Here is a 26338-nt window from a genome sequence, read left to right as displayed (position 1 = left end):
GTTATGGGGGGTTGGGCGTCCCGCCCGTCCTTTTTGCCCGGGCGGGACGCCCATCCCACTTTCAAGAGTGGAAGTTATTTAATTCTGATTCCTTAGAGGCTCTGCCTCCCCATTCTAGAAACAACTTCAGGGTGTTTTTCTGCTCACATTACCCGCATAAAAAGCGAATTAAAAAACCTCCGCACCCTCCAACTTCTTAAAAGTTTCAACCTTAGCCCTCGCCGCTTCCCCGCAAGTCTTCGGCGTCGGAAACATCTTCCCAGGATTCGCTAAACCTTTCGGATTAAACACCTGACGCACCCACTGCATCGTCTCCAAATCAACCTCCGAAAACATATCCGGCATAAAACACTTCTTGTCAGCACCGATGCCGTGTTCCCCCGAAAGACTTCCCCCAACTTTCACGCAAAGCCTGAGAATTTCCCCGCCCAATTCTTCCACCTTTTCCAGCGCACCTTTTACCGAGTTATCGTACAGAATCAGCGGGTGCAAATTCCCATCTCCCGCGTGAAATACATTCGCAATCCGATAACCGTATTTCTCGCTCAAGCCCTCAATTTCTTTCAAAACATAAGCCATTTGCGTTCGGGGAATTACGCCGTCTTGCACGTAATAATCCGGGCTGAGATGACCCGCCGCAGCAAAAGCAGCTTTCCGCCCTTTCCAAATTTTTAGGCGCGTTTCCGGGTCAGTTGCCGTGGTGATATTTCGTGCTCCGTTATGCTTGCAAATATCAGCAATTCGCTGTTTGTTTGTGGCAACTTCCACTTCTAAACCGTCGATTTCTACGAGGAGAATTGCCGCCGCATCGCGGGGATAACATCCAGTTGCCACCACATCTTCCACAGCATTGATGCTGATGTTGTCCATGATTTCCATGCCGCCGGGAATAATGCCAGCGCTGATAATATCGGAAACCGATTCGCCCGCTGCTTCTATACTGGAAAAATCGGCTAGGAGAACGCAAATAGATTCCGGCGCTTTGAGAATTCGCAAAGTAACTTCTGTGGCGATTCCTAAAGTGCCTTCGGAACCGACAAATACACCAGTTAAATCGTAACCGGGCATTTCGGGAATTTCGCCACCGACATCGACAATTGAACCGTCGGGAAGTACCAATTTTAATCCTAAAACGTGATTCGTTGTGACTCCGTATTTGAGGCAGTGAACGCCACCAGAATTTTCGGCAACGTTGCCGCCAATCGAACAAATAATTTGACTGGAAGGATCTGGCGCGTAGTAGAAACCAGCGCCGCTAACTGCTTGCGTTACCCAGTTATTAATTACTCCCGGTTGCACGACTACTTGCTGATTTTCTAAGTCTACTTTCAGGATTTTTCGCATCAGGGCAGTGACAATCAGCACGCAGTTTTCTACAGGCAAAGCGCCGCCGGAAAGGCCGGTGCCTGCGCCTCTAGCAACCCAGGGAATTGAGTTGCGATCGCATATTTTGACCAATTGCGCCACTTCCTCTGTAGTTCGAGGCAATACCACCACGGCGGGTCGCTGGCGATAGCTGGCGAGTCCGTCGCACTCGTAGACAATCAATTCTTCGCGGCGCTGTACGACGCCATTTTTGCCGACTACAGCCTCGAATTCTTTAATAACGGGTTTCCAGTTGCGTTCTGTTTCTACGGCTATCATTAGTGAATTTAATTAGGGAACTATCAATAATATTGTGACAAATTTTACTAAGTTTAGCCAATTATTTTTCTAAGGGTTGCAATATTGACACAGGGAAGGATCGGCAGTCTCTCGACCGTCGGGAAATAGTTTTTCTTTAGTATAACCGCAGTTTTTGCATTTATAGATTGCCGATCGCACTAGCTGAGTCGGAAAATAGCAAAGTTCGCAGGGCAATCCGATTTTCGTCTCAGCAATATCGAATCCCGGCCAACCGCACTCCGGGCAGAATTGCTTAAATTTTTTAACTAAATCCAGAGTTGCATTTTCGATGTTTTTCATCCGAGTTGGATTGTACATCGCCCGCATATCTGTTTCGATGTGAACTCTGCCGGTTGACGATTTTTTTAAGCCTGCTGTCACAGCGTCAAAAAATTGTTTTTCTGTCTTAATGCCCTTGACAATTTCGCCGTTACCGAGGGCAGCATCGCCAACTATAACCACCAGTGCGTGTTCGGGAAATCCAGCTTTTTTAGCAAAATCATCTGCTTCTTCTATACTGGAAACTAACTGGTGACTGTAGTTAGTTTCAACCGAGAAAGAGTCGCCGATGAGTTCTAGATTGTTGGCTCGATCTAATAAAATTACGATTTCTCTGTTAGCTGGCAGATAGGGCATCATTGGGTGAGGGCCGAAAAAACCTTCGCTGGCAAAGGCAAGAGTTTCGCCCGCAATTTCTAGGGCTTTTTGTGCTTTATGGCGAGCCGCTTCTATTTGTGTTCCTAAGCGTTTAACTTCTCTGGTGAATGTGCCGAAACTGTCTGTGTCAAGCGCCGCAGGTACTAGAATATTTACGCCAAATTCTCGTTCCAAAACGGGAGCCATCACCCGTTCTTTTTGGTGCATGGTAGCAAGAACTGCGGTGCGATCTCTCAATAATTGATTGGGATTCACAGGCTCATAAATATTAGACATACAGCAGCATTATTTTAGGAAAAAAACTCACATACACCCTTTCCACCGCCCCACAACCGATAGAAACCCTGACTTAACTTCCGAATCTAAATTTTAGAACTCAGTTAAATATCCGTGATATTCACCTGTGGACTTAATTTAAAATTCTCCAATCGTCAATCGTCAATCTAAAATCTAAAATCTAAAATCGTATTAGTTGCCTCCAGTCACTCCCCCAGCTTGACCTCTGAGTACAAAAATTACTCCCGTCATAATTAGCGCCACGCCTACCAACCGCAGCGGCGGCAAAGGCTCGTGAAATATCAGTTTGCCACCTAAAACAGTAAATAGGTAACTAATTGACAGTAAAGGCGAGACTATGCTAAGGTTTGCCCGCGACAAAACTACAATAAAGCCGATCGAAGAAATTGCATACAAAGAAAGACCAGTTACTATCAACGGCTGAGTAGCCATTGCTATAATTTTTTCTATTAAATTAGCAGCGCCAATGGGCCCTAATATTTTAGCTCCTGCCTTCAGACTAAATTGACCTGCGACGCCGCACAATATTGCGGCAAGCAATAACAGAAAAACGCTTCTATTCATAAATTTACGAACCTATAGTACAATCAAAAATTGCCGTTCCCAAAAACCTGAAAAACTTTAATTAAGTTTGGCTAGGTTTTATTCACCACTAATATTTTAAGCAGAGATACGGGAAAATCAAGTATGGTCGATCGCGATCGAGAGTCGAACAAATATATGGCAGAGCAGACCAACCCAAGCGGAGAATACACTCTAGAACTATCGATAGTCATGCCTTGTCTGAACGAAGCAGAAACTTTAGAAATCTGCATCGAGAAGGCACAGAAGTCCCTGCGCGAACTTGATATTGCAGGCGAGGTCATCATAGCAGACAACGGCAGCACTGACGGTTCTCAAGCTATCGCTACCAGAATGGGAGCGAGAGTTGTGCCCGTAGCAGCCAAAGGCTACGGCAGCGCCCTCATGGGAGGCATCATCGCAGCGCGCGGAGTTTATATTATCATGGGCGATGCTGACGACAGCTACAATTTTTCCAACCTCGGCTTTTTTGTCCACAAATTGCGAGAAGGTTTCGACTTAGTGATGGGAAACCGATTTCAAGGGGGCATCAAACCGGGTGCAATGCCGCCGCTGCACAAATATTTAGGAAATCCGGTGCTGACATGGGTTGGGCGGCTATTTTTTGCAAGTCCCGTCGGCGATTTTCACTGCGGACTCAGGGGTTTTAGGAGAGACTCTATTTTGAAACTCGACTTGCAAACAACGGGGATGGAATTTGCTAGCGAAATGGTAGTCAAGGCCTCTGTATACAAGCTGCGGATAACTGAAATCCCAACCGTACTTTCTCCCGACGGCCGCAGCCGCCCGCCGCACTTGAGAACTTGGCGAGATGGCTGGCGGCACCTCCGATTTTTGCTGCTTTACAGCCCTCGGTGGCTGTTTTTGTATCCGGGTACTGCGCTGATGATTTGGGGTCTAATTGTTAGCATTTGGCTGTTACCCGGTACTCAAAAGATTGGGAGTATCAGCTTTGATGTACACACGCTGCTGTATGGTGCGATCGCAATTATCATCGGTTTTCAAGCAGTCACTTTCGCTTTTTTCACCAAAGTTTTCGCCATCAGCGAGAAATTCCTGCCCGAAGACCCCAAACTAAACAAAATATTTCGCTATGTCACCCTAGAGACAGGATTGATTGTCGGAGTCACACTGATATTAATCGGAATAGTTGGCTCGTTCTTGTCATTAACTATCTGGAGGGAAACTGCTTTCGGTTCTCTCGATCCTTCTAAAACTCTGCGTTTGGTTATTCCCTCGCTCACTTGCCTGACTGTCGGTTTGCAGATGGTTTTGTCGAGCTTTTTTCTCAGCGTGCTGAGCTTGAAGCGTAGGTGATAACATTAAAGTTACGGGCAACATTCCTCAAAACTAAATTTCCATCCAGGGGAAGTTCAGGGCGATCGCACTGCAGGCAATATCGGGGCCGCAGGAGCAAAATTTCAGATTGTCTGGTATAATCAAACAGGTAGCTTTAATGCTCAAAATTGTTATAATAGTAAAAATTAAGAATAGTTGATATTAGCTATGCAGCGAATATTTGAGGCTATATTAAAGGGAAACCTTTTAGAATGGGCTAATGAGGTTCCAACACAGGGCGATAGGCCTGTCAGAGTTTACGTTACTTTACAAGAAGATAGATCGACTTTAAGTGCGGAGTTTCGCCGTCATAGAATAGTTGAAGTATTGGAAAAAATTGCAGCAAACAATGTATTTGCTGATATTAGCGATCCAGTGGAATGGCAGCGAGATTTGCGTCAAGACCGTCCACTTCCAGGTAGGGATGAATAATGAATGTTGCTAGACAGTAATATTATTATCTACGCTTCCCAGCCAGAAAACTCGCAGATTAGGCATTTTATTGGCGAAAATGACATAATTGTGTCGGCAATAAGTTACCTTGAAGTCTTGGGTTATCATCGGCTAACTGAAGAGTATAGATTGTACTTTGAGGAATTCTTTGGTGTGGTGGAGGTTGTACCAATTTCTAACACTGTACTCGATCGCGCAGTGCTGTTGCGAGAGATAAGGAGCATGACACTTGGGGATGCTATTATTGCGGCAACGGCTTTGGTATATGACAGAACTTTAGTAACAAGAAATATAGGGGATTTTCTGTGGATTGCTGAACTCACACTGATTAACCCGTTTGAGGTTTAAGAAAGATGGGCGATCGCACTTTAGGAAGATAAGGGCGATCGCACATTTATTTATTCACTGCTTTTTACATGATGTTCAACATAAGAGCGCAGCACAGCGTTCATTAGAGATTGATAGCCTTTTCCTTGGCTTTTAAACCAATCTAATACATCGCTATCAACCCTTAAAGAAATAGCTTGTTTTGTCAGTGGTGTTACGAGTTTTGCTTTTCCCCAAAAATTCGCATCTAATTCAGGAATATCAGAGGTATCGATTGCGGATTCTGGAATATTTTCTAATTCTTCAAGTCGTTTGGGCGAGATAGTCATATTCAAAGTGCCTAAAACTGTATATACAAAGCGTATATACTTATAGGATAGCATAAAGGGCGATCGGATACTCACTCAGGCGGGCCAAAGCGATCGGGCAAGTCATCAAGAGTTAACCCGCGCGATCGCAAAAAATTTGCCAAAGCTTTCATCTGGGCAATTGTGAATGTCGGCACGTTATCTCCGGCTTCCCAGCGACTCACAGTGCGTACCGATGTCCCAATTTGCCTAGCAAATTCTTCTTGGGACATTCCTAACTCATCTCTGAGCTTTTTCAGCGGTGATTCGCCAGCTTCTTCTTGAGGTTGTCTTCGCTTTGTCATAATACCGGGTACGATCGCCCAGAAAGCGATGGTTTTCTAATCTTCATTTTCCTTCACAGCGATCGGTCCGAAATCATCGGGAATTTCCAGGGCTGATTCAATTTGTAGCAATCGCATCATGGTTTTCCACTGCCGAGGCGTTGGTTTTGCTTCTGTTTCGCCGGAAATCCACCGCTGATAAGTTCGCAAGGGGATACCGCACTGCACCGCAAATTCCGCCTGAGAAAGCTGCGTCCGCTCAATTCTCAGCGTCTCTATTGGTGAATCACTATCTTGAGGCCTTCTGTCTTTTTTCATAAAATTTGGCGCGTCATATTGACATACAATTAATGGCGCGTCATAATGGCGTTAAAGTAACTAAGAGAGGACAAACCACTAAAAGCTAGTTAGGGGTTAACTTGTCCTGCCTTTCTAGTGTCTCATTTTGTCCGCAATCTATTGCAGAACTAGGATGAACTACAAACAACAACTTTACCCGTGGGTGATTTACCGCCACCTGCCCAACCTGCAACGCCTGACTGTGGCGCGTTTTCGCCGCCGAAACGATGCCGAGGAACACTTGCGGATTATCAAAAGATTGCTGCCGCAAGCGGAGTTTGCGATCGCCTTTGAGGTGAATTCGCAACAGCTAACAAATTGTGCAAGATAGTATAAGAGCGATCGAACTTTGGGAATAAAAGGGCGATCGCTTTTCCCATAATTTTAAATGGAGATATAATAGAGAGCAAGCAAAAACTCTTACAACCAAGTCTATGTTTACTTATAGCAAGGTACTGAATCAAGTTAAAAGCCTCACGCTTGCAGACCAACTGCGGTTATTAGAAGACTTGAAAAAGATGATTCAGTTACGGGAAGAAGTTGCCGAAGATGATGAAGTAATTTCAGCAGAAGAAATAGCAGAGAGCGAGGCTGCTTGGCAAGATTACCAAGCTGGTCGCGATCGGGGGATATCCTCCCAAGAACTCAAATTGAAGCTATTTGCAGAAAACAATTGACTGACTACATTTTCCTGAAAGCAGCAGAACGCTATTTATCGCGAATGCAACCGGATGACCAAGTACGAATTGTCAATGCTTTAGATACTTTAGTAAGTGACGATAGAGGGCTTGACATTAAGCAACTTAAAGGTCGTCCTGAATTAAGGCTGCGAGTCGGTAAATATCGGATACTTTTTGTAGAAGACAGGGAGAACCAAGTATATGTTGTGACTGCGATTAATTCTAGGGGAGATGTTTACAAATAAGGGCGATCGTACTTTGGGAAGAAAAGGGCGATCGCTTTTCCCCGAATCCCGAATTGAGATATAATAAATAACCAGCAAAAAAATCAACGAACTTTAGTGTAAGTTAAGATAGCCTATGTTGACTCTTGAACAGATAGAAAATGCGATTCTCCAACTTCCGCCCAACAAGATTGGAGAGTTGTTAGAGTGGTTTCTAAATTTGGATTACCAACGATGGGATGTTCAGTTAGAGAAAGATATTGCTGAGGGTAAACTGGATGCTTTAGCAGCAGAAGCGATCGCAGATTGTGAGAGTGGTAATTATCGAGCGATTTAATGCACTATACGAAGGAGAAAGTTTTGGGATTGTTACAATGCTTTGCCATCAAGTGTACAAGCTACAGCAGATCAGTGTTATGAGTTGCTGAAGGCAGATCCGTCTCATCCTTCTCTGCATTTTAAGAAGGTTGGTAATTATTGGTCTGTAAGGGCCGGACAAGCTTATCGGGCGTTGGGTATTGAAATTAAAACAGGTATTTTGTGGTTTTGGATTGGTACGCACGCAGAGTACGATCGGCTGATTGGAAAATAATGCCACTGGTGAAAAAATACAGGTTGCGATCGCCTACCTGATGACTTAAAATAGAAGAGACATAGAGCTGCGTGGTCAAAATGGACAGAATCTCCGTCAACCCTCAAATTCACTTCGGTAAGCCTTGCATAATGGGTACGCGCATTACTGTACAGAGCGTTCTCGAATTACTAAATGAAGGGCTTTCTTTTGGAGAAATTATCCGAGACTACTATCCCGATCTGGAAATGGATGATATTCGGGCGTGCTTGCGTTAAATGAAGTTCATAAGGAACTAGGAGGAGTTATAGAAAATTACTCTGAAGTAGAACTAAAAGGGGCATTTGTGGTTGTAGAACCTGATGGACATCGGTTTAGAAAACCGCTTAGATAGGGTGTTAATTAGTTTGGTGTTGGAAAGAAAAGGGCGATCGGACTTGAGGAAGATAAGGGCGATCGCACTTTGGGAAAATAAGGGCGATCGCACTTCCCTCGATCCTAAATTGCTATAATAACAATCAGCCAAAAAATCTCAACATAAAGCCTATGTCTACTTATAGCGAGGTACTGAGTCAGGCTCAAAATCTCACTCCTGACGAGCAACAGCAGCTTTTAGAAGTATTGTCAGCATTGATGCGCGATCGGGTAACAACCCAAACTCAGGGTAAACGATCGGAAATTGATGCAGCACTGATTGAAATGGTACAAGATCCAGAGTATCAAGCTCAAGTGCTACAGATGGAGGCTGAGTTTGCGGTAGCGAGTTGGGAAGCGTTGCAATTGGGAGAATCTCCTGTATGAACCGGGGAGAAGTCTATGATGCTAGACTTGAACCTGTTGAGGGTTCTGAACAAGGAGGAACCCGTCCTGTTATCATCGTTAGTCGAGCTACAATCAATACATATAGCCCTGTAGTTTTGGCTATTCCCTGCACTACTTATCAAACTGGTAAACGAGTTTATCCCACTCAGGTATTAATTAAAGCTCCCGACGGTGGATTAACCAATGATTCTATCGCTATGGCAGATCAAGTACGGGTATTATCTAAATCTCGTTTATTGAGTTTACGAGGAATGCTTAGTGATGAAGCAATACTTCTGCTGAATCAAGCTTTATTAATTGCGTTGGATTTGCCTGGTCAAGTTTAATTGCACTTGAGGAAGAGATGGGCGATCGTACTTTGGGAAAATAAGGGCGATCGCACTTTGGGAAGATAAGGGCGATCGCACTTTGGGAAAATCAGGGCGATCGCCTGTGATTTTATTTGAACTACGCAAACATCAATCTACGTTTAGTTTGAGGGACGGATCACCCTATTGAATCTGAAGGTAATTTAGTGCAAAGTCACCTGATTAATTGCTTAATTCTCGAAGCCTTCGATAAGCATCATCTAATCTTCTTTTAGTATCTTCTCCCTGCCTCATTTTTTCTTGAATTACTCGATTAGACACTCCATATATTCTACAGTCAACACCACTGGTTGCAAGGATGTATTCATAGGTAGAACCGACACGCCAGCAAGCATCTGCATGGATAGGGTTATGAAATATAGTTCTCGTAGTGATCAGAGACAATCCATATATACACGCCGTTTCGTTGCAATCAACTATACCTAAAGAATAGCAGCTTTCACCATCACGGCTACAGCGCACACTTGGTCCTAGTTCTTCACTTTTTGGTAGTACAAGATATTGTTTCCCTTGATAATTTACAATTTTGCCTTGAGCTAATACTGTTGTTGCTGAAAAAAATCCCAAACTGGCAAACAGGGAACCTAATATTACAAAAGTTTTAATTTTCATTTAAAAAACTCCTGTGTGGTAAGATACATACGTTTTAAAATATTCTAAACTACATCAACCAAGTACCTGTTTAGGAAACTTCGGGACTTAATAATGACAATTAAATTAGGAAACTTAGGAAACTTAGGAAACTTATGATATAATGACTAAAATTATCACATCTTTTTAATTTATGAACATAGCCCAGGTTGTTGATATTTTAGATGAGCTACTTTTTGAGAAAACAGGGTCACATCTGGATTTTATACAAAAATCTGTTTTAGAAGGTACTTTACAAGATAAAACTTATTCTGAAATTGCTATCAAATCTGGATATAGTGAAAGTCATGTCGGTGATACCGCTTCTGATTTATGGAAACTTTTGTCTGAGTTATTAGGAGAAAAGGTTAGAAAAGCTAACGTTAAAGCTATTTTAGAAAAAACAAATTTTAATCAAGTTTCTGGTGTAATTGTTAGTGGTATTGTAGGGGTTACTAATAACATTAGCGTCTGTAACAAAACTAATCATCCCAAAAATAACTCACCCTCAAAGCAAAAAATATTTAGCCCTAAACTTCACCTCAATAACGCCCCTAAATTTCCCTATTTTTACAGCCGAAATAACGAACTCTCTACTCTCAAAGATTGGGTAATTAATCAAGAGATTCGCCTCATTACCATTTTAGGTATTAGCGGCATCGGCAAAACAACCCTCTCCCTAAGCCTGATCGATCGCATCAAAACCCAATTCGATTACGTCATCTATCGCAGCCTCCGCTTTTCCCCCACCCTCGATGCAACCCTCACCAACCTGCTGCAAATCTTTTCCCAACAATCAGAAATTCCCCAAAGCATCGAAACCAAAATTGCCCAAATCCTCGATTACCTGCGAAAAAACCGCTGTCTGATTGTCCTCGATGACGTACAGATGCTTTTCGGCAGCGGGCAACTAGCGGGACAATATAAAACTGGATATGAAGATTATCAGTTATTTTTTAAACTAATTGCCGAAGTCTGTCATCAAAGTAGTTTGATATTGAATAGTTGGGAAAAACCCAGAGAAATTGCCAGATTATCAAAAGATCATCATCCCGTGCGATGTTTTGTATTGGGAAGTTTGGGAGAAGCAGCTAAAGAAATTTTGAACTCACAAAAGTTATCCGATGAGGAAAAATGGTCAACTTTGATTGATATTTATCAAGGCAATCCTCTGTGGTTGGAGTTCACTGCAACGCTGATTCAAGAGTTGTTTGGGGGGAGAGTTTCTGAGTTTTTGCAGTGCGAGATGCCGATTTTAGATGAAGGGTTGCAATCTCAGTTATCTCAACCTTTTGGGCGTTTGACTCCGGCAGAGTTGGCACTGATGGTTCACCTGGCTAATCAACCTGAACCCCTTGCTGTGTCGCAAATTTTCAACAAAATACCATTTTCGCCGTCAGAAATAGTCAATGCAGTGCGATCGATCGCAAATCGGTTTTTATTGGAAGCAATAGAAGAGGAAAATATAACTTTGTTTAGTTTGAATCCCGTGTTGAAACAGTATGTAAAAACTCAGTATTCTTAGTCCCTCTCTGCTAGGACTTTGTTGGTGTAGCTGCGGTTTCAACCGCCGTCTTTATTTTACCAGACAGGGTTATTCGTGGGGAGTAGGGGACGAGGGCGGGTTTATTTAATCTGTCTGCAAGCTTTCAGGCTATTGGCGAACCCGCCCCTACAGGTTATTAAAAATGGTGCAAGATGTCGAGGTAACAAACCCGGATTTAATTTACAGCATATTCCATATATGTGTAGTACAGAGAAACCGGGTTTCTTGAACAGAATCAGTTTAAAGGCTAGAACTGTAAAGAAACCCGGTTTCTGAGGTGTACTTCACAAACCTGGAATATGCTGTAAGTGCGATCGCGCCCACTCCCGAAACTCTCTAATTCTCGCATTCTCTCCCTTTTCTGAGTCGAGGTTCATAAACTGTGCCAGTTCTTTGACAGGAAAGGAGGCAAATGCCAAACTGGTTTCCGACTCGACATAACCCGTATCATTTAAAATGTTAATTATTAGTTTCCCCTTCTTCCAAATCCAAACCTCCGGCACTTTAAGTTCCGCATAAACCGCCATTTTATTGATAGATGAGCTAGTCAAATCAATTTCCACAGCTAAGTCTGGCGGCGGGTCATTTTTGAGATCGATAGTTAACTTTCCCCGCATTAAAGCTTCATTTTGGATATAAAAACATTCATCAGCTTCGTTGCCAGCTTTTTTCGGTTCCGAACGCCAAGTAGATGATTTTAATCCGATAATTTCAATCCCAATTTCCTCAGAAAGTGCTACAATTAGCCGACCGAGAGTCCAGCTATACCTCTCATGTTCTGGTAAAGGTACCATGAGTTCTAAAGTTCCCTGATAGTAAGTCATGCGCGGCGTTGAACGTTCCGCAAATATTTCTAACAACTGTTCGTAGGTTTCCCAACTGATATCATGTAAAATCAGGTGAGAACCTGCAAGCTCTTCTTTACTGTACGCCTGGGTTTGAACCATTGCAAATACTCCACGAGAACTTTAACTCTATTTTACTCTCTTAAACATTGGACAGGTGCGATTCCCTGCGGGATAGCTTCGCACGCGCGTACATTACCAGATTGATTCAAGATTCAAAATAAATCCGGGGAGAACATCTTCACCTGATACAGTGGCTGGAGATTCTAACACTTCAACTTCTCGATCCTGACGATAAATCTCTACTTGCCGTGATTTGCGATTAATCAACCAACCTAAAACAGCACCGTTATCTCGATATTCTTTCATCTTATCCTGAGTGTCTTTCAAACTATCGCTGGGAGACATTAACTCAACCACAAAATCAGGACAAATGGGGGGAAATTTCTTTTGTTGTTCGGAAGTTAGTGCATCCCAGCGTTCTAATTTTACCCAAGAAGCATCAGGCGCTCTATTTGCATTATTAGGAAGTTTGAACCCTGTTGAAGAATCAAAAACTTTACCCAGTTTACTCTGCTGATTCCAAATCCAAATCTGTGCTGTTAATCCTGCATTGCTGCTTCCAGTTTCCCCTCCTGCTGGTGACATGATAATTAATTCTCCTTGCGCTGTGCGTTCCAATCTAATATTTTCATTCTCCTGACAGAGTTGAAAAAATTGCTCGTCTGTCAGCTTAATAATTGGGTTTAGATTGAGGGTGAGGGTAGTCATAGCGGTATTTTATCGCGGGCTAAATGACCTTTATTGGGGATTGTAGCATATTGACTGAGTTGCGAGGGCGATCGCAATCCTAAGCTAATTAAGTGTTAATTGCTTGCTCTGCCGCCTTAATTAAAACCTCATCCATCCAATTGTTAATACTTTTGCCAGCCTTCTTTGCTGCAATAAAGATTTTGCGGTGATGTTCGGGAGTAGTGCGGAAGGGAAGTTTACCTGAAAATGGTTTATCAGGTTCCTGTCCTAATTCTTTGCAAAAGTCTAGATAATCATCGATCGAATTTTGGAATTCTTGGCGAGCTTCTTCAATAGTTTGTGCTTTAAAAGTCACTACGTCATTAATATCGAGGACTCGTCCGAAAAGAATTTCGGCTGCTAAATCTACTTCAATGTTAGCACTGTAACCTTTGTAAGTCATCATGGTTGTAATACTTCTTCCTTTTAACAAAACTATAAATAATCATTCCTAATCACTGACATATTCGATACTCCAATCGTCTTCTGAGATCCCAACTGCTTCTAGAAAACGACGACAAAATTTTCTATGATCCTTCGCAGGTTTGTGTAAATTAACCCAATATCCATTTGTTAACTTCTGCCATTCATTTCCATCACTATTTTTATCCGGGCGATTCTCTTGGAAATGAGGTTTAAGTAAATTTCTAGCCTTTTCAAAGCGATCCGATCTATTTTTAATCACCCACTCACAGCATTGAATTGTAACTTGTCGCCAGGTTTGCTTAGGAAGTGGAATTTCGTCACCACAGATTTTAATCAACTTTGGCTTACCGGATGTGCGAGTAGGAAATACTTCATGTTCTCCAAGAGATGGCCAAATTTCGATAAACTTAATGCTGAGAAAATTAGCTCGTTCGAGAATAGCTTTTTCATCCCATCGGTTAATACTTTGAGAAAAATAGTCACTATTAATTCGCAAAGCGTGTTCAGCCAGTTTTTGCTTTTTCACCAGAAATGATGAATTAGAAAGTTGTGAATTCCACTCAGGAGTAACTAAAGTTAAATTCCCCAAGGTATGTAAATAATCTCGGTAGATTTGTTGAAATTCACCTCCAAGTTCATTCTCCCAATCTTCGCTTGACGTTTGTGGCAAAATATGCTCAATAGTTGATTTTTGATCAAGGACAGTAAACCCACCTTTTCCCTTAGACAAGTGGCGATTAATTGTTTCTATAACAAGACATATTTTGTGAGTGTTTTTCTCATAAAGTTGACGGCTTTTAATTGATTGTCTAACATCATTATCATTAGGATATTGCTTGGCAATCAAAACTTTTTGCAAAGCTTCTGGCAAAGTGATTTCTTCATCTTCATTTTTCATTGCTTCTACATCTTTCCAAATGGAGGGGAACATTTTATTAAGATAGTTTGTTTGTTTTCCACAAATATACCGACGAACCAAATAATTTTCTAGTGATTTTAAGCATTCGATAAACTCCTCACGATCAATCTTTTGAGATTTATACTCATTATAGAGCGTTAATAAAAACGGATAAGCAGTAGAAAGGTCGAAAGTATTGAGGCGCAATAATACTATTTTAATATTTTCGTTGTCTTCATTGTCAGGTCGCAGTAGTTTGTCATAATATTCAGCAAATTTTAGGAGATTAGCAATTTCTAGGACAAATGCTTGGTCATCTAATTTTTTACAATAATCACGAAATCGTGCATAAATATGGGATTCGGCACAAAGATTTCTCGTTTCCATTGCTAAATAATGCCGAAGAAAAGCCGTTAATTCACCCATCCCTGATTTCCCAACTATTCGTTTTTCTTGCAATAATCCCTCAATTTTTTCCCAATATTTAGTAAAAGCATTTTCTTGCTGAGATGTTGGTAACATCATCGCCATATAGTTGCGGACTAAATCGGCCTGAGTTAACGGTTTGCCTTTGGCATTCAGACTTTCAAAAATATGATAAGGATTTTCATCTTTATTAAGTTCTATGAAAACAAGTTGAAAACAGTTCTGTAATACTGTAAAAAACTTACCAATATCTAGTTCACCTTCTTTAACTTTAGATTCGATTTCGGGAAGAAAATAATTATAAGCTTTAGGTATGCCAGATTCAGTAAATTGCTTATAATTTTCTTCTAAAATAATCGCTTGATAAGCTTGGCGATCGCCATATTTATTGGTTGGTAAAAGTTTAAAATAAACATCACCTTCGCCTTCTTCATCTGAATTGACTACAAATTTATTGATTTTCTTAGCAAGCTTTTGATCGGTGGGCTTGATAATATCCCGCAAAACAAGAAATAGTAAGGATAAGGTGGTCAAACGTTGCTGGCCATCAACCAAGTTAAAAGCTGTCATTATGCCGCGTGTTCCATCATTGATGACTACCAGAGATCCTATAAAATGTTCTGGTTCTTTTTCGGGATCGTATTCATCATAAATTGCGATCGCATCCTTTAATAACACTTCCCATTCAGTTTTTTCCCAACTATATTGGCGTTGAAAGTGGGGCATAACATAATGAATTTCACCACCGGAACTGAAAACTTTGGCAATTTTCCAACTATCTGCTTTCATTGCCAATCACTCCAAATATATCTAAAGATTTGTTCGTCACTTAAGCCACAGGTATCGCTACCAAGTGGAATATTCTAATCATAGTCAAGAGGCAGGCCCAGAGGCCTGCCCCAAACAATCCTATTCTACCCCCTCAATCCGGTCTTCCACCTCCTGATACAACTCACGCAGACGATCCAAATTGTTCTCCGAAGTCTCCCAATAACCCCGGCCATTCACCTCAAGCAAAGTGCTGACAATCTTGCGGAACGAATGAGGATTTAAGTTAAGCAAACGCTTCTGCATCTCCTCATCTTGGATAAACGTAGTGTTGACATCCTCATACACCCAATTATCCACAGCGCCCGCCGTCGCACTCCATCCAGTCGTATTCACCAGACGCTTAGAAATCTCCCGCACGCCTTCATAACCGTGCGACAACATCCCCTCGTACCACTTCGGATTCAGCAGCTTTGTGCGCGAATCTAAACGCACTGTTTCTGATAGCGTCCGCACCTGCGCGTTGGCTGTGGTGGTATCAGCAACAAAGGATGTCGGTTTCTTCCCATCTGCGCGCAAACTGCCGATCAATTTAGTCGGATCGGAGTCGAAATAGTGCGACACGTCGGTTAGGGAAATCTCGGCAGAATCCAAGTTCTGGAAGGTGACTTCCGCAGTTTTCAAGGATGATTCAAAAATCTTCCGGTCTTGTTCCATTGTTCCGGGATTGTCGGAAGAAAAGGCGAAGGATTTGCGAGTTAAGTACATTTCCTGCAACTCGGCTTCGCTTTCCCAAGTGCTGTTTTCCACCGCCAAGTTGACGTTAGATGAATAGGAACCAGAGGCATTGGAAAATACGCGGGTTGCTGCTTGTCGCAGGTTGATTCCCATTTCTTCCGCTTGCTTCAATGCGTGTTTGCGGACGAAATTCATTTCTAACGGTTCGTCGGCTTCCGCTGCCATTTTCACGGCTTTATCTAACAAATTCATTTGGTTAATGAACAAGTCGCGGAATACGCCAGAACAGTTAATTACTACGTCGATCCGAGGGCGTCCCAACTCTTCTAAAGAAAGCAATTCGAGTTTGTTTACCCGGCCCAAAGCGTCGGGAACTGGCTTCACTCCCACCATCCACATTACTTGGGCGAGGGATTCGCCGTAAGTCTTGATGTTGTCGGTTCCCCACAACACAACGGCGATGGTTTCTGGGTAATTTCCGCCGTTATCAACGCGCTGTCTTTCTAACAGCCGATCGACTACAACCTTAGCAGACTTAATCGCCCCTGTGGTGGGGATTGACTGCGGGTCCAAAGCGTGCATATTCTTCCCAGTCGGCAAAACATCCGGGTTGCGAATCGGATCGCCGCCTGGGCCAGGGATAATGTATTCGCCTTCTAGGGCGCGCAATAATGCGCCCAATTCGTTATCGGCGCAAACTTGTTCCAAGCAGAATTCTAGATACTCAAACAGCGGTTTAATCAGTTCTGGATCGACCTTTTTGTAACCCGCTGCGTGCAAGGCTTCAATCCAAGGTGTTTTCTTGCCCATGTTGAAGAAATTCAACTTGGAAACCAGGGAAACTCGACCCTCAGCATCAGTTTGTTCCTTCACCAAAGCGCCAACAGCATCCCGACAGGCTAAGGTGATGTTTTGTAACAATTCAACATCTGCTAAAATGCCTTTGTCGTTGTTGGTGTATATCTCGTCAATATTGCGATCGAGACTTTGAGCAATAATCCGCGACAAACTGATTAATCCGTCTTCTTCCCGGTCTAAATTGGCAATGTTAACCAAAGTTGCGATCGCCTCTTCAGCAGTCGGCGGCTTACCGATCACGTGCAAACCGCAAGGTAACAACCGCGACTCAATCTCCATCAACTTGCGGTAAACCAAGCCAACTAAATTATCCCGTTCCTCGGCAGTCATATCCGCAGCAACCCCTCGTTCTTGTTCGGGAGGTAACGCGATATCCTTATCCAAATTCACCAAACGGCATTTTTCGACGATCGCATCCACAATCGGCACACCGCGCCCAGTCTCTTTCAAAGTTTGATAAGAAGCAATTAACTCGCTGAGTTCCTGCAAACCTTTGTACAACCCAGCATTTTCAGCCGGAGGAGTCAGATAACTGATTGTTTCAGCATAACTGCGGCGCTTAGCAATTGTTGCCTCACTCGGATTATTAGCAGCGTAATAATAGAGGTTAGGAATCTTGCCGATCAAACTGTCAGGATAACAATCGACAGACATTCCCATCTGCTTACCGGGCATGAATTCTAGCGAACCATGAGTGCCAAAGTGCAGCACCGCATCCGCACCCCAAATGCGCTCCAAATATGTATAGTAAGCAGCAAAACCGTGGTGCGGGCTAGCAGAACGAGAGAATAACAACCGCATCGGATCGCCTTCGTATCCAAAAGTAGGTTGCACTCCGATAAACACATTGCCAAAATGTTTGCCAAAAATCAGCAAATTTTGTCCGTCGCTGTTCAAATGTCCCGGAGGCGGCCCCCAATTTTCTTGCAACCGTTCCGAGTAAGGAGTGAATTCTTCGTATTCAGCTACGGACATCCGGTAAGCAATATTTAATTCGGGACTTTGGTATTGGGCTGTTGCGTCATGGATGACTTCTTGCATCAGTTTTTCGGCGGAATCCGGCAATTCTGGCAAGTCGTAACCATTACCTTTTAAGGCTTTCAATACTTCGTAAATCGAGCCGAAAACGTCCAAGTAAGCTGCTGTTCCGACGTTGCCTTTATCTGGAGGAAAACTGAAAACTGTGATCGCAACTTTCTTATCTAATTTTGGTTTGCGGCGCAGCATTGCCCATTTCATGGCGCGCTGGGAAATTGCTTCAATTCGATCTTGCAGGGCGATCGCCTTGCCAGTTGCGCCATCACGTCCCGACACAATAATCGGTTCGATCGCACCATCCAACTCAGGAATCGCAACTTGCAAAGCAACTTGAATCGGGTGCAAGCCTAAATCGCTATCTTCCCATTCTTCCGTCGTTTGGAAAACCAGCGGCAAAGCCACCATGTAAGGGCAATTTAATTTTTTCAAAGATTCGATCGCCTTCGGGTGATCTTGTTTCGCCGGGCCGCCCACCAAAGCAAAACCAGTCAGAGAAACCACCGCATCAACAATCGGCAGAGGTGTCACACCTTTTGCCCCGACTTCCAAGAAAAAAGTTTCCACAGGTTTCGAGAAGTCCAAACCGCCGGCAAAAATCGGCACCACCCGCGCCCCCATTGCCTCCAATTCCTGCACCATTGCTACATAGTGCGCGTCATCACCTGTGACTAAGTGAGTGCGTTGCAACACTAAACCAATGCAGGGTGCGAGGGGATCTTTGAGATCCGCAGAAATATCTGTACGGGCATTAAACCAAGTCAGATATGCTTTTACATCTTCAAACATCGACGATGCCAAAGGATGCCAAATTCCCATGTCTGGGTAGACAACAGGTTCTTGGAAAGTCGGCTGTGACTGGCCTTTGAAGACATATTTATGTGACAGCATCAGCAAGAAGTTTTCCAAGTTTTCTTGGGAACCCCCCAGCCAATACTGGAAACTCAGCATGAAGTTGCGGGCATCTTGGGCTTTGTCGATGGGCAAATATTTCAGCACTTTCGGCAAAGTTTGCAGCAGTTTCAGCATTCCGTCTTGGAAGGAACTCCCGGATTTTTCCTTCCGTTTTTTCATGAATTCGCCGATCGCACTTTTGCTTTGTCCCAACTGTGCCATCGAGAAACTGCCCATTTTATTGAGTCGCATCACCCCTGGCATCGACGGGAAGACGACGGCGACATCCAAGCTGTCGCGCAGCGGTTCAACTGCCGCTACCACTTTTTCTGCCAAATCTTCGATGAAAATTAGAGAAGCAATAAATACATTGGCATCCGCCACATCCCGCTTGAAGGCCTCGTAATTTTCCGGGCTGCGGAGTTCCTCGATCAGGTAGCCGCTGATTTCTATTGCCAAATTCGGATTTTTCTGGTTTATCGATCGAACCGCTGCCGACAGGGCGCTTTGATACTGCGGTTCCAGTACGACATAGACCACCTTCATGAGCGATCGCCCCTGCAAGTTTTCCGGCACAACGTGGCGAATGGTGGGCTTGACGTGAGTGAACATCCGGTTAGGCTCCTTTAAGATGCTGTTTTCGGGAATCGGGAATTTTTTTATCCCATAAGCATTTTTACCAGAAAACGCTTGCCATTAGGCGATTTGAGCCTGCACATGACACAATTCGACAAATTTAGGTCAAATTTTCGTTACATTTTTTTATAAATTCCTTGAGCAAATACTCCAATTTTTATTTACAAAAGTTTACTTGACTTTATTGTGATTATATGTATACGATTAATTATTAGGATAAAAATAATTTAAAATTAACAAAAAATTGAGAAAAAAATCCTGAAAAAAGTTCCCACTTTTGTAGAAGTGATCACACTTGCGATAGAGCAATTAACTGAGGGGAAAAAGGTATAATTTTTGAAGGCATAATGTAGCCTTCGGATAATTGCTGAGTCACAAAAAGTGATATTATACCAGGAACTTAAAACCATTTTATAACGTCCGTTTGGTGTAAATTCCTGATCGGCGCTCCAGTTCATCGAAAACTAATGAATATTCACGATCAAACTCATCAAAACTTTAGGGGGAAAACATGGCTAACTACGCAATTTTCGACGAACAATTCTACCTGGCTTCATATCCTTGGGTCAAACCAGCCATTGACGCCGGAGTCATCTCATCTGGGAGAGAACACTTTGAAAAATTTGGTCAAGCCGGCGGTCTAACCAAAGTATCGCGTTATTTTGACGAAAATGCTTACCTTGCTGGGAATCAAGACCTCGCAGCCTTTGTCCGCACAGTCAACCCAAACGCACCTTTTGCTACAGGCCTCGATCACTTTATCCAGTTCGGTTACGATGAAGGACAGCGCCGCGCCCAAGTATCACCCGAATACAACGAAAGCTTTTATTTAACAAACAACTCTGAACTCCAACCGTTCGTTCAAAACGGAACTTTCAAATCAGGCTTCGACCATTTCATTCAATTCGGGGCAAAAGAAGGTCGGTTTGGGACTTCATTTTTTGAACCGGAATACTTAAAAGAAAACCCCGACATCGTGCCGTTTGTCAACTCTGGAAACTTGAAAACAGGGCGCGAACACTTTTTCAATTTTGGACAATTTGAGCCTGCCCGCGACGCGACTTTTGTCGGCACCCGTACCAACGATGTTTTAACTGGTGTGGGCGTGGGCGATGTCGAACTTGTGGGAGTGGAAGTAGGTATTGATCCCCAAGGCAATCGGCAGTATGAAAGCTTTGGCACAAATGAATTCGATGTCCTGATTGGTGGTCCGGGAGCTGATAGATTCGTACTCGGAGTTCCTGCTACAGCCGGGAATGTCACCCCGACACCGCTGTATTTGGGTAACGGTCAAGCTACCATTCGCAACTTCGACATAGAAAGCGATTTTATCCAACTGCAAGGAACTTCTTTAAACGGCTACAGCCTGACTCCGGTTGGTAGCAATTTGTCAATCCAGCGTTTTGGAGACGTGCTAGGCGTGATTGAAGGAGGAGCAAGCTTGGGTTTAAGCTTCCAAGAATCTAACGGTAATGGTACTTTCTTGATTGGATAGTCATTGGTCACTGGTCATTAGTCATTGGTCATTAGTCATTAGCTCAGGCTGATGATTAATGATTTTTTATTGGTGGTGGGCGATGGTTTTATAAAAAAGTACGATCGCACTTTACTTTAAACAGCCAACTATGAATTACGATATCTTCGACGAACAATACTACCTTTCGCAATATCCGTGGCTGAAACCAGCCATTGATGCAGGCATCATCAAATCTGGAAGAGAACACTTTGAAAAATTTGGTCAAGCCGCCGGCCTCACAAAAATCTCGCGGTATTTTGACGAAGAAACTTACCTTGAGGGAAATCCAGACCTTAAACCCTTTGTCCGCACTCCTAACAATCCAAATGCGCCTTTTGCTACAGGCTTAGATCACTTTATCCAATACGGTTACGAAGAAGGTCGCACTCGCGTATCGCCTGAGTATGACGAAGCATTTTATGTAGCAAATAATCAGCAGTTGCAGCCGTTTATTCAGAATGGAACCTTTAAAAACGGCTACCAGCATTTCATTCAATTCGGCCTAAAAGAGGGTGAGTTTGGGACTTCATTTTTGGAAACACGATACTTAGAAAGCAATCCCGATGTTCGGCGGGTTGTCGAATCGGGAGCCTTGAAAACTGGTCGCGAACACTACTTCAATTTCGGGAAAAACGAGCCAAACCGGTCTGCTACTTTTGTCGGAACTTCCGGCAATGACATCCTCACTGGTGTAGGGGTGGGGAATACCGAATTAATAGGAGTTGAACTAAGTGATGTTACAAGAATTAATGGCGTTCCCTTCCCCAGGCGATATTATGGGAGTGACGGCAGCAATGAATTCGATACTCTAACTGGCGGTAGCGGCCGGGATACATTCGAGTTGAGGAGTATATCTGTCGGTATAGGAAGTGGTAGACAGATGATTTCCTTTGACCAGTTCTACATCGGGCCGGGTTTTGCTACAATTCGGAACTTTACGCAAGGTCAGGATATCATCGAGCTAGCGATTTCCTCAGATCGATTATTGGTATTTCCCATCAACAATAATCGAGATTTAGCTATTCAACAGAAGGGCTTACTCGTCGTTAACAATGGAGTTACAGAAACCACTCCCTCTGATACGATTGCTGTTATTGAAGGTGGCGGAAATCTCACTTATAATCAACTAATTACAAGGATATAGTCTTATTAGCTCTTTAGTTGGGTAGAAATATCCAAGCTATTCAGGGTTTGCCTTAGTCCATCATGGGAAGACTAATTAATTCACAAATCGGGAGATACAATTGCCATAATTCAGGGGGGAGCAAATCTAAATTGGCCCGAAATTGGCATGAGAAATACCTTTAATCCTCCAGTCTGTCTCACTTTATCCGCTATAAAGCATAGAGCATAAGTGAGATAGGACTGTTGGAAAAAATCACCCGATCAGGTAATTGTCTCAGTTCTGGATTATTGATAAATTGCATAAACAGCTCATTAAAGCCGCAGTGGGAAAACATGGCTAATTACGCAATTTTTGACGAAAAATACTACCTTGCTCAATATCCTTGGGTGAAACCAGCCATTGATGCAGGAGTTATCCAATCTGGAAAAGAACACTTTGAAAAATTCGGTCAAGCCGGCGGCTTAACTAAAGTATCGCGATATTTTGACGAAGCTACTTACCTTGCGGGCAACCCCGACATCGCTGCCTTAGTCCGCACCCCCAACAACCCAAATGCGCCTTTTGCGACCGGGCTAGACCACTTTATCCAGTTCGGTTACGAAGAAGGTCGCACTCGCGTATCCGCTGAGTATGACGAAGCGTTTTATGTAGCAAATAACCGACAGTTGCAGCCGTTTATTCAGAATGGAACTTTTAAAAATGGCTACCAGCATTTCATTGAATTCGGCATCAAAGACGGTCAGTTTGGGACTTCTTTATTGGAACCGGAATACTTACAAAAAAACCTCGACATTCTGCCGTTTGTAGAATCGGGAGCCTTGAAAACTGGTCGCGAACATTACGTCAATTTCGGCAAAAACGAGCCAAATCGGTCTGCTACTTTTGTCGGAACTTCCGGGAATGACATCCTGACTGGTTCCGGGATGGGGAAAGTTGAATTAATTGGAGTTGAAGTAGGTTTAGGTACAGGTAATGGCTTTGGTTCCGGTAGAAATTATGAAAGTGACGGCAACAATGAATTCGATACTCTCCTTGGCGGTAGCGGCCGCGATACATTTGTACTTGGTACACCTTTAGTAGGCAGTAAGGGGAACCCGGCCGGAATCGCACAGTTCTACATCGGGTCGGGTTTTGCTACTATTCGGAACTTTACCCAAGGTCAGGACAGCATCCAGCTAGCAGGGTATGATTTAGAGCAATTCTTGATTGTTCCGATCAACAATAATCGAGATTTAGCTATCCAAACGAACGGCTTTCCAACCGATTTTCAAAATGGAGTTACTCAAGTTAGTCGCTTTGACACGATCGCGGTTATTGAAGGTGGCGGAAATCTCAAGTTGAATCTATTACCAGAATCGCCTTTTGCAACACTTTTAATTGGATAGAATTATCGCACCTATTCGGGAGTGGCATTGGTGTGCTGTTGGTACGATCGCACTTTCAAAAAATGGGCGATCGCACTTGCCTATTCCGGCAACTCGCCGAAGCGATCGCGATATTGATCTACCAATTCTTCAGCCGTCAAATACCTACTACCTCGTTCGTCAAACCAGTACAAAACCTCCAACGGTGTTTCCCCATCGCTGTAACGACCTCGACCAATGCCTAAACCCACTTCCGGCATCCAGAAAGGTTCACCAATTTGCTGTTCGTACTCGCCATTTACCAAACGATAAACTTCAAACGGTTGATGTTGGTCTCGTCGCCAGTAGTAGGGATTGTAAATCACATAGTACAGCACGCCCAACCGGGCATAAATATCAATTTTTTTATCGTATTCACCGCCGTAAGTTTGAGAAACAATCTCTAGGGCAAAAATCGGGGGAATATTATTTTCTTCCCACAGGACGTAACTAAGGCGCAAAGTATCGCCTTTGAATCTTTCGACACCCAAACTCAAGAAGCCGTCAGGAACGATTGGAACCAGATGACTTACTCACGTCGTGTGATAAACTCCCATATCCACGGCAAAAAACCAGTCGTTCCGCTGCAGCCAGTGAAATTTGAGCAAGAATAACAGTAAGTTGGGAAGAAAGTTTTGATTTTCGTTATCCACAGGAGTATCATCCGAAGAAGGAAGTTCGGCGCTAGTTGGCAAACGCATTTCTCGATCGAACAGTACCATGATAGGAAAAGGGCAAATTTATTCATTAATTGTACCCTCCAGAAACCGGGTTTCTCGAATAAACCCGGTTTCTAAGTTTTTAATCTATTATATCTGGCAAAAGTCAAATTCACCCCCCTTAGTCCCCCCTTATTAAGGGGGGAAACAAGAATAATCTTGCCCCCTCCCCTTACTAAGGGGAGGGTTGGGGTGGGGTGCATTGTATTTTGGCAATAGTTCTAATGGCGATCGCGCGCTAGCTTCAAAACCTCAACCGCATCTTTGTGACCCTCGGAAGACGCCCAAATTAAGGCAGTCCAAGTATTATTATCATACGCTTTGATATCAGCTCCTTTATCGATTAAAAATTCCACAACTTGAGTGCGCCCGCTACCTGCAGCACTCATCAAAGCCGTCAAACCAAAATTAGTTTTAGCATTCACATCCGCCCCCGCCTCCAGCAAAAGCTGTACAATCTCCGTATGTCCGGCAGCAGCGGCACTCATTAACGGCGTCCACCCGTCATTATCCTGACTGTTGACATCCGCACCAACCGCCAGCAATTTTTTGACGATCGCCGAATTGCCAGCCTCAGCCGCAGTTGTCAAAGCCGTCGCACCTTCCTCATCTTTGGCATTGATATCTGCACGCTGTTCGATCGCACTTTCTACAGCGGCAACATCACCCGTCTTGACGGCATCAATTAAATTTGTCATAAATTCTCCCTTGCATCCTTTCAAATCTTAAATCCTATGGCAGTAGATATTTTAATCCTCTCCAACGGCCCCGGAGAATTGGCAACTTGGGTGCGTCCCGCCGTGCAAGCTTTGCGCCAGCAATTGGCAAACGCGGGCACTCAAGCGCGAATCTCTGTGGTGCTGTCCCCCTGTCCGCACGCCACCGGGAAAGAAGCACAAATCGCATCTTCCTACCCAGAAGTTGACAGAGTGCAAGCACCGGAGCATTTTTTTCCATTCTTATTATCGGGCAAAACTGCTGGAAATTGGGATTGGTATGAAACAGGAGTTGTTTTGTTTTTAGGCGGCGATCAATTTTTTACGGTTGTTATTGGAAAAAGGCTAAAATATCGCACTGTTATTTATGCTGAATGGGACGCGCGCTGGTATCGCTGGATTGATAAATTTGCGGCGATGAAACCAGAAGTTTTTGCTAAAATTCCCCAAAATTATGCTAATAAATTTACAGTTGTTGGAGATTTGATCGCCGAAGTAGGGAACGAGAAATCGGGCAGGGCGGGCACGGGGGCAGCGCCCCTACGGAAAATAGAATTAATTGGATTGTTGCCCGGTTCTAAAGCGGCTAAATTAGCTTTAGGTGTACCGTTATGTTTGTCGATCGCCCAATCCATCCATCGCCTTCGCCCTCAAACTCGCTTTGTAATTCCCGTTGCTCCTACGATAGATGTGCAAACTCTAGCACGTTTTGCCGATCCGAAACAAAATCCTTGCCTGCATTTATTTGAGAACGCTAGCGCCGAACTTCATTTAACAGAAACGCCGTTTTTGCAGACAGAAAATAACTTGCAAGTAGAACTTTGGACGCAGACACCAGCCTACGATTTGCTATCAGAATGCAGCCTTTGTTTAACTACTGTGGGAGCGAATACTGCCGAATTGGGTTCGTTAGCCGTACCGATGATTGTTTTGATACCCACGCAGCAATTGGATGCGATGAAAGCTTGGGATGGTTTGCCCGGTTTGCTGGCTAATTTGCCGTTAGTCGGTTCAGTTTTTGCTACGGCGATTAATTGGCTAATCTGGCAATTGGGAAAGGGAAAGCTTTATGCTTGGCCGAATATTTGGGCACAGGAGGAGATTGTGCCGGAGTTAATTGGGAAGCTGGAACCGGAAGTAATTGCTCAATTGGCGATCGACTATTTGAGCCATCCTGATAAATTAGCACAAATGGGCGATCGTTTGCGTGCGGTTCGAGGAGAATCGGGGGCGGCGAAAAAAATTGCTGAATTGGTTTGTGAAGAAATTGAGGTGCAATAATCAATAAAACCTGGTAGGGGCAGGTTCACCAACTATCTCTGACTGTAATTCATAATCTAAATAAACCCGCCCCCACCCAACGGTAAATCTCAATCTGCATTATTCCCGTATTTTATAAATAAAATAGGAAA

Annotated in this window: 33 protein-coding genes; 17 read left to right on the top strand and 16 right to left on the bottom strand. The window is 43.5% G+C overall.

Going from position 1 to position 26338, the window contains the following annotated elements; genetic code table 11:
* Nucleotides 1-168: 168 nt before the first annotated feature.
* The 3 genes from glcD to QUB51_RS24785 all read right to left on the bottom strand — a co-directional run bounded on the left by glcD (nucleotide 169) and on the right by QUB51_RS24785 (nucleotide 3183).
* Nucleotides 169-1644, bottom strand: a complete 1476-nt coding sequence (gene glcD, locus QUB51_RS24795; protein WP_333212363.1) for a glycolate oxidase subunit GlcD — start codon at nucleotides 1642-1644, stop codon at nucleotides 169-171.
* A 69-nt stretch (nucleotides 1645-1713) separates the two neighbouring features.
* Complete coding sequence (locus QUB51_RS24790) at nucleotides 1714-2598, bottom strand: DUF6671 family protein (protein WP_333054052.1); 885 nt, start codon at nucleotides 2596-2598, stop codon at nucleotides 1714-1716.
* Between the two features lie 192 nt (nucleotides 2599-2790).
* Nucleotides 2791-3183: a transporter gene (locus tag QUB51_RS24785; RefSeq protein ID WP_333054053.1), complete on the bottom strand. Its 393-nt coding sequence runs from the start codon at nucleotides 3181-3183 to the stop codon at nucleotides 2791-2793.
* 123 nt (nucleotides 3184-3306) lie between these two features.
* Between QUB51_RS24785 and QUB51_RS24780 the strand changes: the two genes are divergently transcribed.
* The 3 genes from QUB51_RS24780 to QUB51_RS24770 all read left to right on the top strand — a co-directional run bounded on the left by QUB51_RS24780 (nucleotide 3307) and on the right by QUB51_RS24770 (nucleotide 5340).
* On the top strand, nucleotides 3307-4518 hold the full coding sequence (locus QUB51_RS24780; protein WP_333262731.1) for a glycosyltransferase family 2 protein: 1212 nt from the start codon (nucleotides 3307-3309) through the stop codon (nucleotides 4516-4518).
* A 189-nt stretch (nucleotides 4519-4707) separates the two neighbouring features.
* Nucleotides 4708-4971 (top strand): hypothetical protein, encoded by a 264-nt coding sequence (locus tag QUB51_RS24775; protein WP_333262730.1) that lies wholly within the window; start codon nucleotides 4708-4710, stop codon nucleotides 4969-4971.
* Between the two features lie 3 nt (nucleotides 4972-4974).
* Nucleotides 4975-5340 carry a type II toxin-antitoxin system VapC family toxin gene (locus QUB51_RS24770; RefSeq protein WP_333212355.1) on the top strand — a complete coding sequence of 122 codons (366 nt, stop codon included), beginning with the start codon at nucleotides 4975-4977 and terminating at the stop codon, nucleotides 5338-5340.
* A gap of 50 nt (nucleotides 5341-5390) precedes the next feature.
* On the opposite strand, the gene QUB51_RS24765 is transcribed toward QUB51_RS24770, so the two are convergent.
* From QUB51_RS24765 to QUB51_RS24755, 3 genes are all read right to left on the bottom strand, one after another.
* A complete protein-coding gene (locus tag QUB51_RS24765) occupies nucleotides 5391-5648 on the bottom strand; it encodes a BrnA antitoxin family protein (protein ID WP_333262727.1) in 258 nt (85 codons plus the stop codon).
* A gap of 71 nt (nucleotides 5649-5719) precedes the next feature.
* Entirely contained in the window at nucleotides 5720-5971 is a 252-nt protein-coding gene (locus QUB51_RS24760; RefSeq protein WP_333262724.1) for a helix-turn-helix transcriptional regulator, read from the bottom strand.
* A gap of 36 nt (nucleotides 5972-6007) precedes the next feature.
* On the bottom strand, nucleotides 6008-6268 hold the full coding sequence (locus QUB51_RS24755; RefSeq protein ID WP_333112273.1) for a helix-turn-helix domain-containing protein: 261 nt from the start codon (nucleotides 6266-6268) through the stop codon (nucleotides 6008-6010).
* A 154-nt stretch (nucleotides 6269-6422) separates the two neighbouring features.
* On the opposite strand from QUB51_RS24755, the gene QUB51_RS24750 reads away from it, so the two are divergent.
* The 9 genes from QUB51_RS24750 to QUB51_RS24710 all read left to right on the top strand — a co-directional run bounded on the left by QUB51_RS24750 (nucleotide 6423) and on the right by QUB51_RS24710 (nucleotide 8912).
* The gene (locus QUB51_RS24750; protein ID WP_333212349.1) at nucleotides 6423-6620 is read left to right on the top strand and encodes a hypothetical protein; all 198 of its coding nucleotides are present in this window, start codon (nucleotides 6423-6425) and stop codon (nucleotides 6618-6620) included.
* A gap of 103 nt (nucleotides 6621-6723) precedes the next feature.
* Nucleotides 6724-6966 carry a hypothetical protein gene (locus QUB51_RS24745; RefSeq protein ID WP_333212346.1) on the top strand — a complete coding sequence of 81 codons (243 nt, stop codon included), beginning with the start codon at nucleotides 6724-6726 and terminating at the stop codon, nucleotides 6964-6966.
* Nucleotides 6963-7214: a type II toxin-antitoxin system RelE/ParE family toxin gene (locus tag QUB51_RS24740; protein ID WP_333212345.1), complete on the top strand. Its 252-nt coding sequence runs from the start codon at nucleotides 6963-6965 to the stop codon at nucleotides 7212-7214. Before QUB51_RS24745 ends, QUB51_RS24740 begins: the two co-directional genes overlap by 4 nt.
* A gap of 115 nt (nucleotides 7215-7329) precedes the next feature.
* Complete coding sequence (locus tag QUB51_RS24735) at nucleotides 7330-7530, top strand: hypothetical protein (RefSeq protein WP_333212343.1); 201 nt, start codon at nucleotides 7330-7332, stop codon at nucleotides 7528-7530.
* Between the two features lie 42 nt (nucleotides 7531-7572).
* Nucleotides 7573-7785: a ParE family toxin-like protein gene (locus QUB51_RS24730; protein ID WP_333212341.1), complete on the top strand. Its 213-nt coding sequence runs from the start codon at nucleotides 7573-7575 to the stop codon at nucleotides 7783-7785.
* 80 nt (nucleotides 7786-7865) lie between these two features.
* Nucleotides 7866-8042 (top strand): DUF433 domain-containing protein, encoded by a 177-nt coding sequence (locus QUB51_RS24725; RefSeq protein ID WP_333212339.1) that lies wholly within the window; start codon nucleotides 7866-7868, stop codon nucleotides 8040-8042.
* A gap of 84 nt (nucleotides 8043-8126) precedes the next feature.
* Nucleotides 8127-8276 carry a hypothetical protein gene (locus tag QUB51_RS24720; protein WP_333212337.1) on the top strand — a complete coding sequence of 50 codons (150 nt, stop codon included), beginning with the start codon at nucleotides 8127-8129 and terminating at the stop codon, nucleotides 8274-8276.
* Nucleotides 8277-8310: 34 nt separating this feature from the next.
* Nucleotides 8311-8565 (top strand): hypothetical protein, encoded by a 255-nt coding sequence (locus QUB51_RS24715; RefSeq protein WP_333212335.1) that lies wholly within the window; start codon nucleotides 8311-8313, stop codon nucleotides 8563-8565.
* Nucleotides 8562-8912: a type II toxin-antitoxin system PemK/MazF family toxin gene (locus tag QUB51_RS24710; RefSeq protein WP_190739752.1), complete on the top strand. Its 351-nt coding sequence runs from the start codon at nucleotides 8562-8564 to the stop codon at nucleotides 8910-8912. Before QUB51_RS24715 ends, QUB51_RS24710 begins: the two co-directional genes overlap by 4 nt.
* On the opposite strand, the gene QUB51_RS24705 is transcribed toward QUB51_RS24710, so the two are convergent.
* Both QUB51_RS24705 and QUB51_RS24700 read right to left on the bottom strand, forming a co-directional pair.
* The gene (locus tag QUB51_RS24705; protein WP_333212333.1) at nucleotides 8880-9041 is read right to left on the bottom strand and encodes a hypothetical protein; all 162 of its coding nucleotides are present in this window, start codon (nucleotides 9039-9041) and stop codon (nucleotides 8880-8882) included. The two genes, QUB51_RS24710 and QUB51_RS24705, sit on opposite strands and share 33 nt — an antisense overlap.
* A 75-nt stretch (nucleotides 9042-9116) precedes the next feature.
* Entirely contained in the window at nucleotides 9117-9566 is a 450-nt protein-coding gene (locus QUB51_RS24700; protein WP_333212331.1) for a hypothetical protein, read from the bottom strand.
* Between the two features lie 172 nt (nucleotides 9567-9738).
* Between QUB51_RS24700 and QUB51_RS24695 the strand changes: the two genes are divergently transcribed.
* On the top strand, nucleotides 9739-11109 hold the full coding sequence (locus QUB51_RS24695; protein ID WP_333262719.1) for an NB-ARC domain-containing protein: 1371 nt from the start codon (nucleotides 9739-9741) through the stop codon (nucleotides 11107-11109).
* Nucleotides 11110-11414: 305 nt separating this feature from the next.
* Here the strand turns inward: QUB51_RS24695 and QUB51_RS24690 are convergent, their stop codons facing one another.
* The 5 genes from QUB51_RS24690 to QUB51_RS24670 all read right to left on the bottom strand — a co-directional run bounded on the left by QUB51_RS24690 (nucleotide 11415) and on the right by QUB51_RS24670 (nucleotide 19422).
* Nucleotides 11415-12077, bottom strand: coding sequence for a Uma2 family endonuclease (locus QUB51_RS24690; protein ID WP_333262716.1), 663 nt, complete (start codon nucleotides 12075-12077; stop codon nucleotides 11415-11417).
* 93 nt (nucleotides 12078-12170) lie between these two features.
* Nucleotides 12171-12746, bottom strand: a complete 576-nt coding sequence (locus QUB51_RS24685) for a Uma2 family endonuclease (protein WP_333054070.1) — start codon at nucleotides 12744-12746, stop codon at nucleotides 12171-12173.
* Between the two features lie 88 nt (nucleotides 12747-12834).
* A complete protein-coding gene (locus QUB51_RS24680) occupies nucleotides 12835-13173 on the bottom strand; it encodes a type II toxin-antitoxin system HicB family antitoxin (protein WP_333054071.1) in 339 nt (112 codons plus the stop codon).
* A gap of 45 nt (nucleotides 13174-13218) precedes the next feature.
* The gene (locus QUB51_RS24675) at nucleotides 13219-15306 is read right to left on the bottom strand and encodes a DUF262 domain-containing HNH endonuclease family protein (protein ID WP_333054073.1); all 2088 of its coding nucleotides are present in this window, start codon (nucleotides 15304-15306) and stop codon (nucleotides 13219-13221) included.
* Nucleotides 15307-15426: 120 nt separating this feature from the next.
* Complete coding sequence (locus QUB51_RS24670; protein WP_333212322.1) at nucleotides 15427-19422, bottom strand: magnesium chelatase subunit H; 3996 nt, start codon at nucleotides 19420-19422, stop codon at nucleotides 15427-15429.
* 535 nt (nucleotides 19423-19957) lie between these two features.
* Here QUB51_RS24670 and QUB51_RS24665 point away from each other — a divergent pair.
* From QUB51_RS24665 to QUB51_RS24655, 3 genes are all read left to right on the top strand, one after another.
* Nucleotides 19958-20941, top strand: a complete 984-nt coding sequence (locus QUB51_RS24665) for a calcium-binding protein (RefSeq protein WP_333054076.1) — start codon at nucleotides 19958-19960, stop codon at nucleotides 20939-20941.
* Between the two features lie 130 nt (nucleotides 20942-21071).
* Nucleotides 21072-22106, top strand: coding sequence for a calcium-binding protein (locus tag QUB51_RS24660; RefSeq protein WP_333054077.1), 1035 nt, complete (start codon nucleotides 21072-21074; stop codon nucleotides 22104-22106).
* 314 nt (nucleotides 22107-22420) lie between these two features.
* Nucleotides 22421-23473 (top strand): calcium-binding protein, encoded by a 1053-nt coding sequence (locus QUB51_RS24655; RefSeq protein ID WP_333054078.1) that lies wholly within the window; start codon nucleotides 22421-22423, stop codon nucleotides 23471-23473.
* An 80-nt stretch (nucleotides 23474-23553) separates the two neighbouring features.
* Here QUB51_RS24655 and QUB51_RS24650 read toward each other — a convergent pair whose 3' ends face one another.
* From QUB51_RS24650 to QUB51_RS24640, 3 genes are all read right to left on the bottom strand, one after another.
* On the bottom strand, nucleotides 23554-24006 hold the full coding sequence (locus QUB51_RS24650; RefSeq protein WP_333212365.1) for a Uma2 family endonuclease: 453 nt from the start codon (nucleotides 24004-24006) through the stop codon (nucleotides 23554-23556).
* 18 nt (nucleotides 24007-24024) lie between these two features.
* Nucleotides 24025-24213 (bottom strand): hypothetical protein, encoded by a 189-nt coding sequence (locus tag QUB51_RS24645; RefSeq protein ID WP_333054079.1) that lies wholly within the window; start codon nucleotides 24211-24213, stop codon nucleotides 24025-24027.
* Nucleotides 24214-24431: 218 nt separating this feature from the next.
* A complete protein-coding gene (locus tag QUB51_RS24640) occupies nucleotides 24432-24908 on the bottom strand; it encodes an ankyrin repeat domain-containing protein (RefSeq protein WP_333054080.1) in 477 nt (158 codons plus the stop codon).
* A gap of 36 nt (nucleotides 24909-24944) precedes the next feature.
* On the opposite strand from QUB51_RS24640, the gene QUB51_RS24635 reads away from it, so the two are divergent.
* On the top strand, nucleotides 24945-26207 hold the full coding sequence (locus QUB51_RS24635) for a lipid-A-disaccharide synthase (RefSeq protein WP_333262713.1): 1263 nt from the start codon (nucleotides 24945-24947) through the stop codon (nucleotides 26205-26207).
* Nucleotides 26208-26338 lie beyond the last annotated feature (131 nt).

It is taken from the genome of Microcoleus sp. AT8-A3 (assembly GCF_036705675.1).
Classification (GTDB): domain Bacteria; phylum Cyanobacteriota; class Cyanobacteriia; order Cyanobacteriales; family Microcoleaceae; genus Microcoleus.
This window is presented reverse-complemented; position numbering and strand designations above follow the sequence as displayed.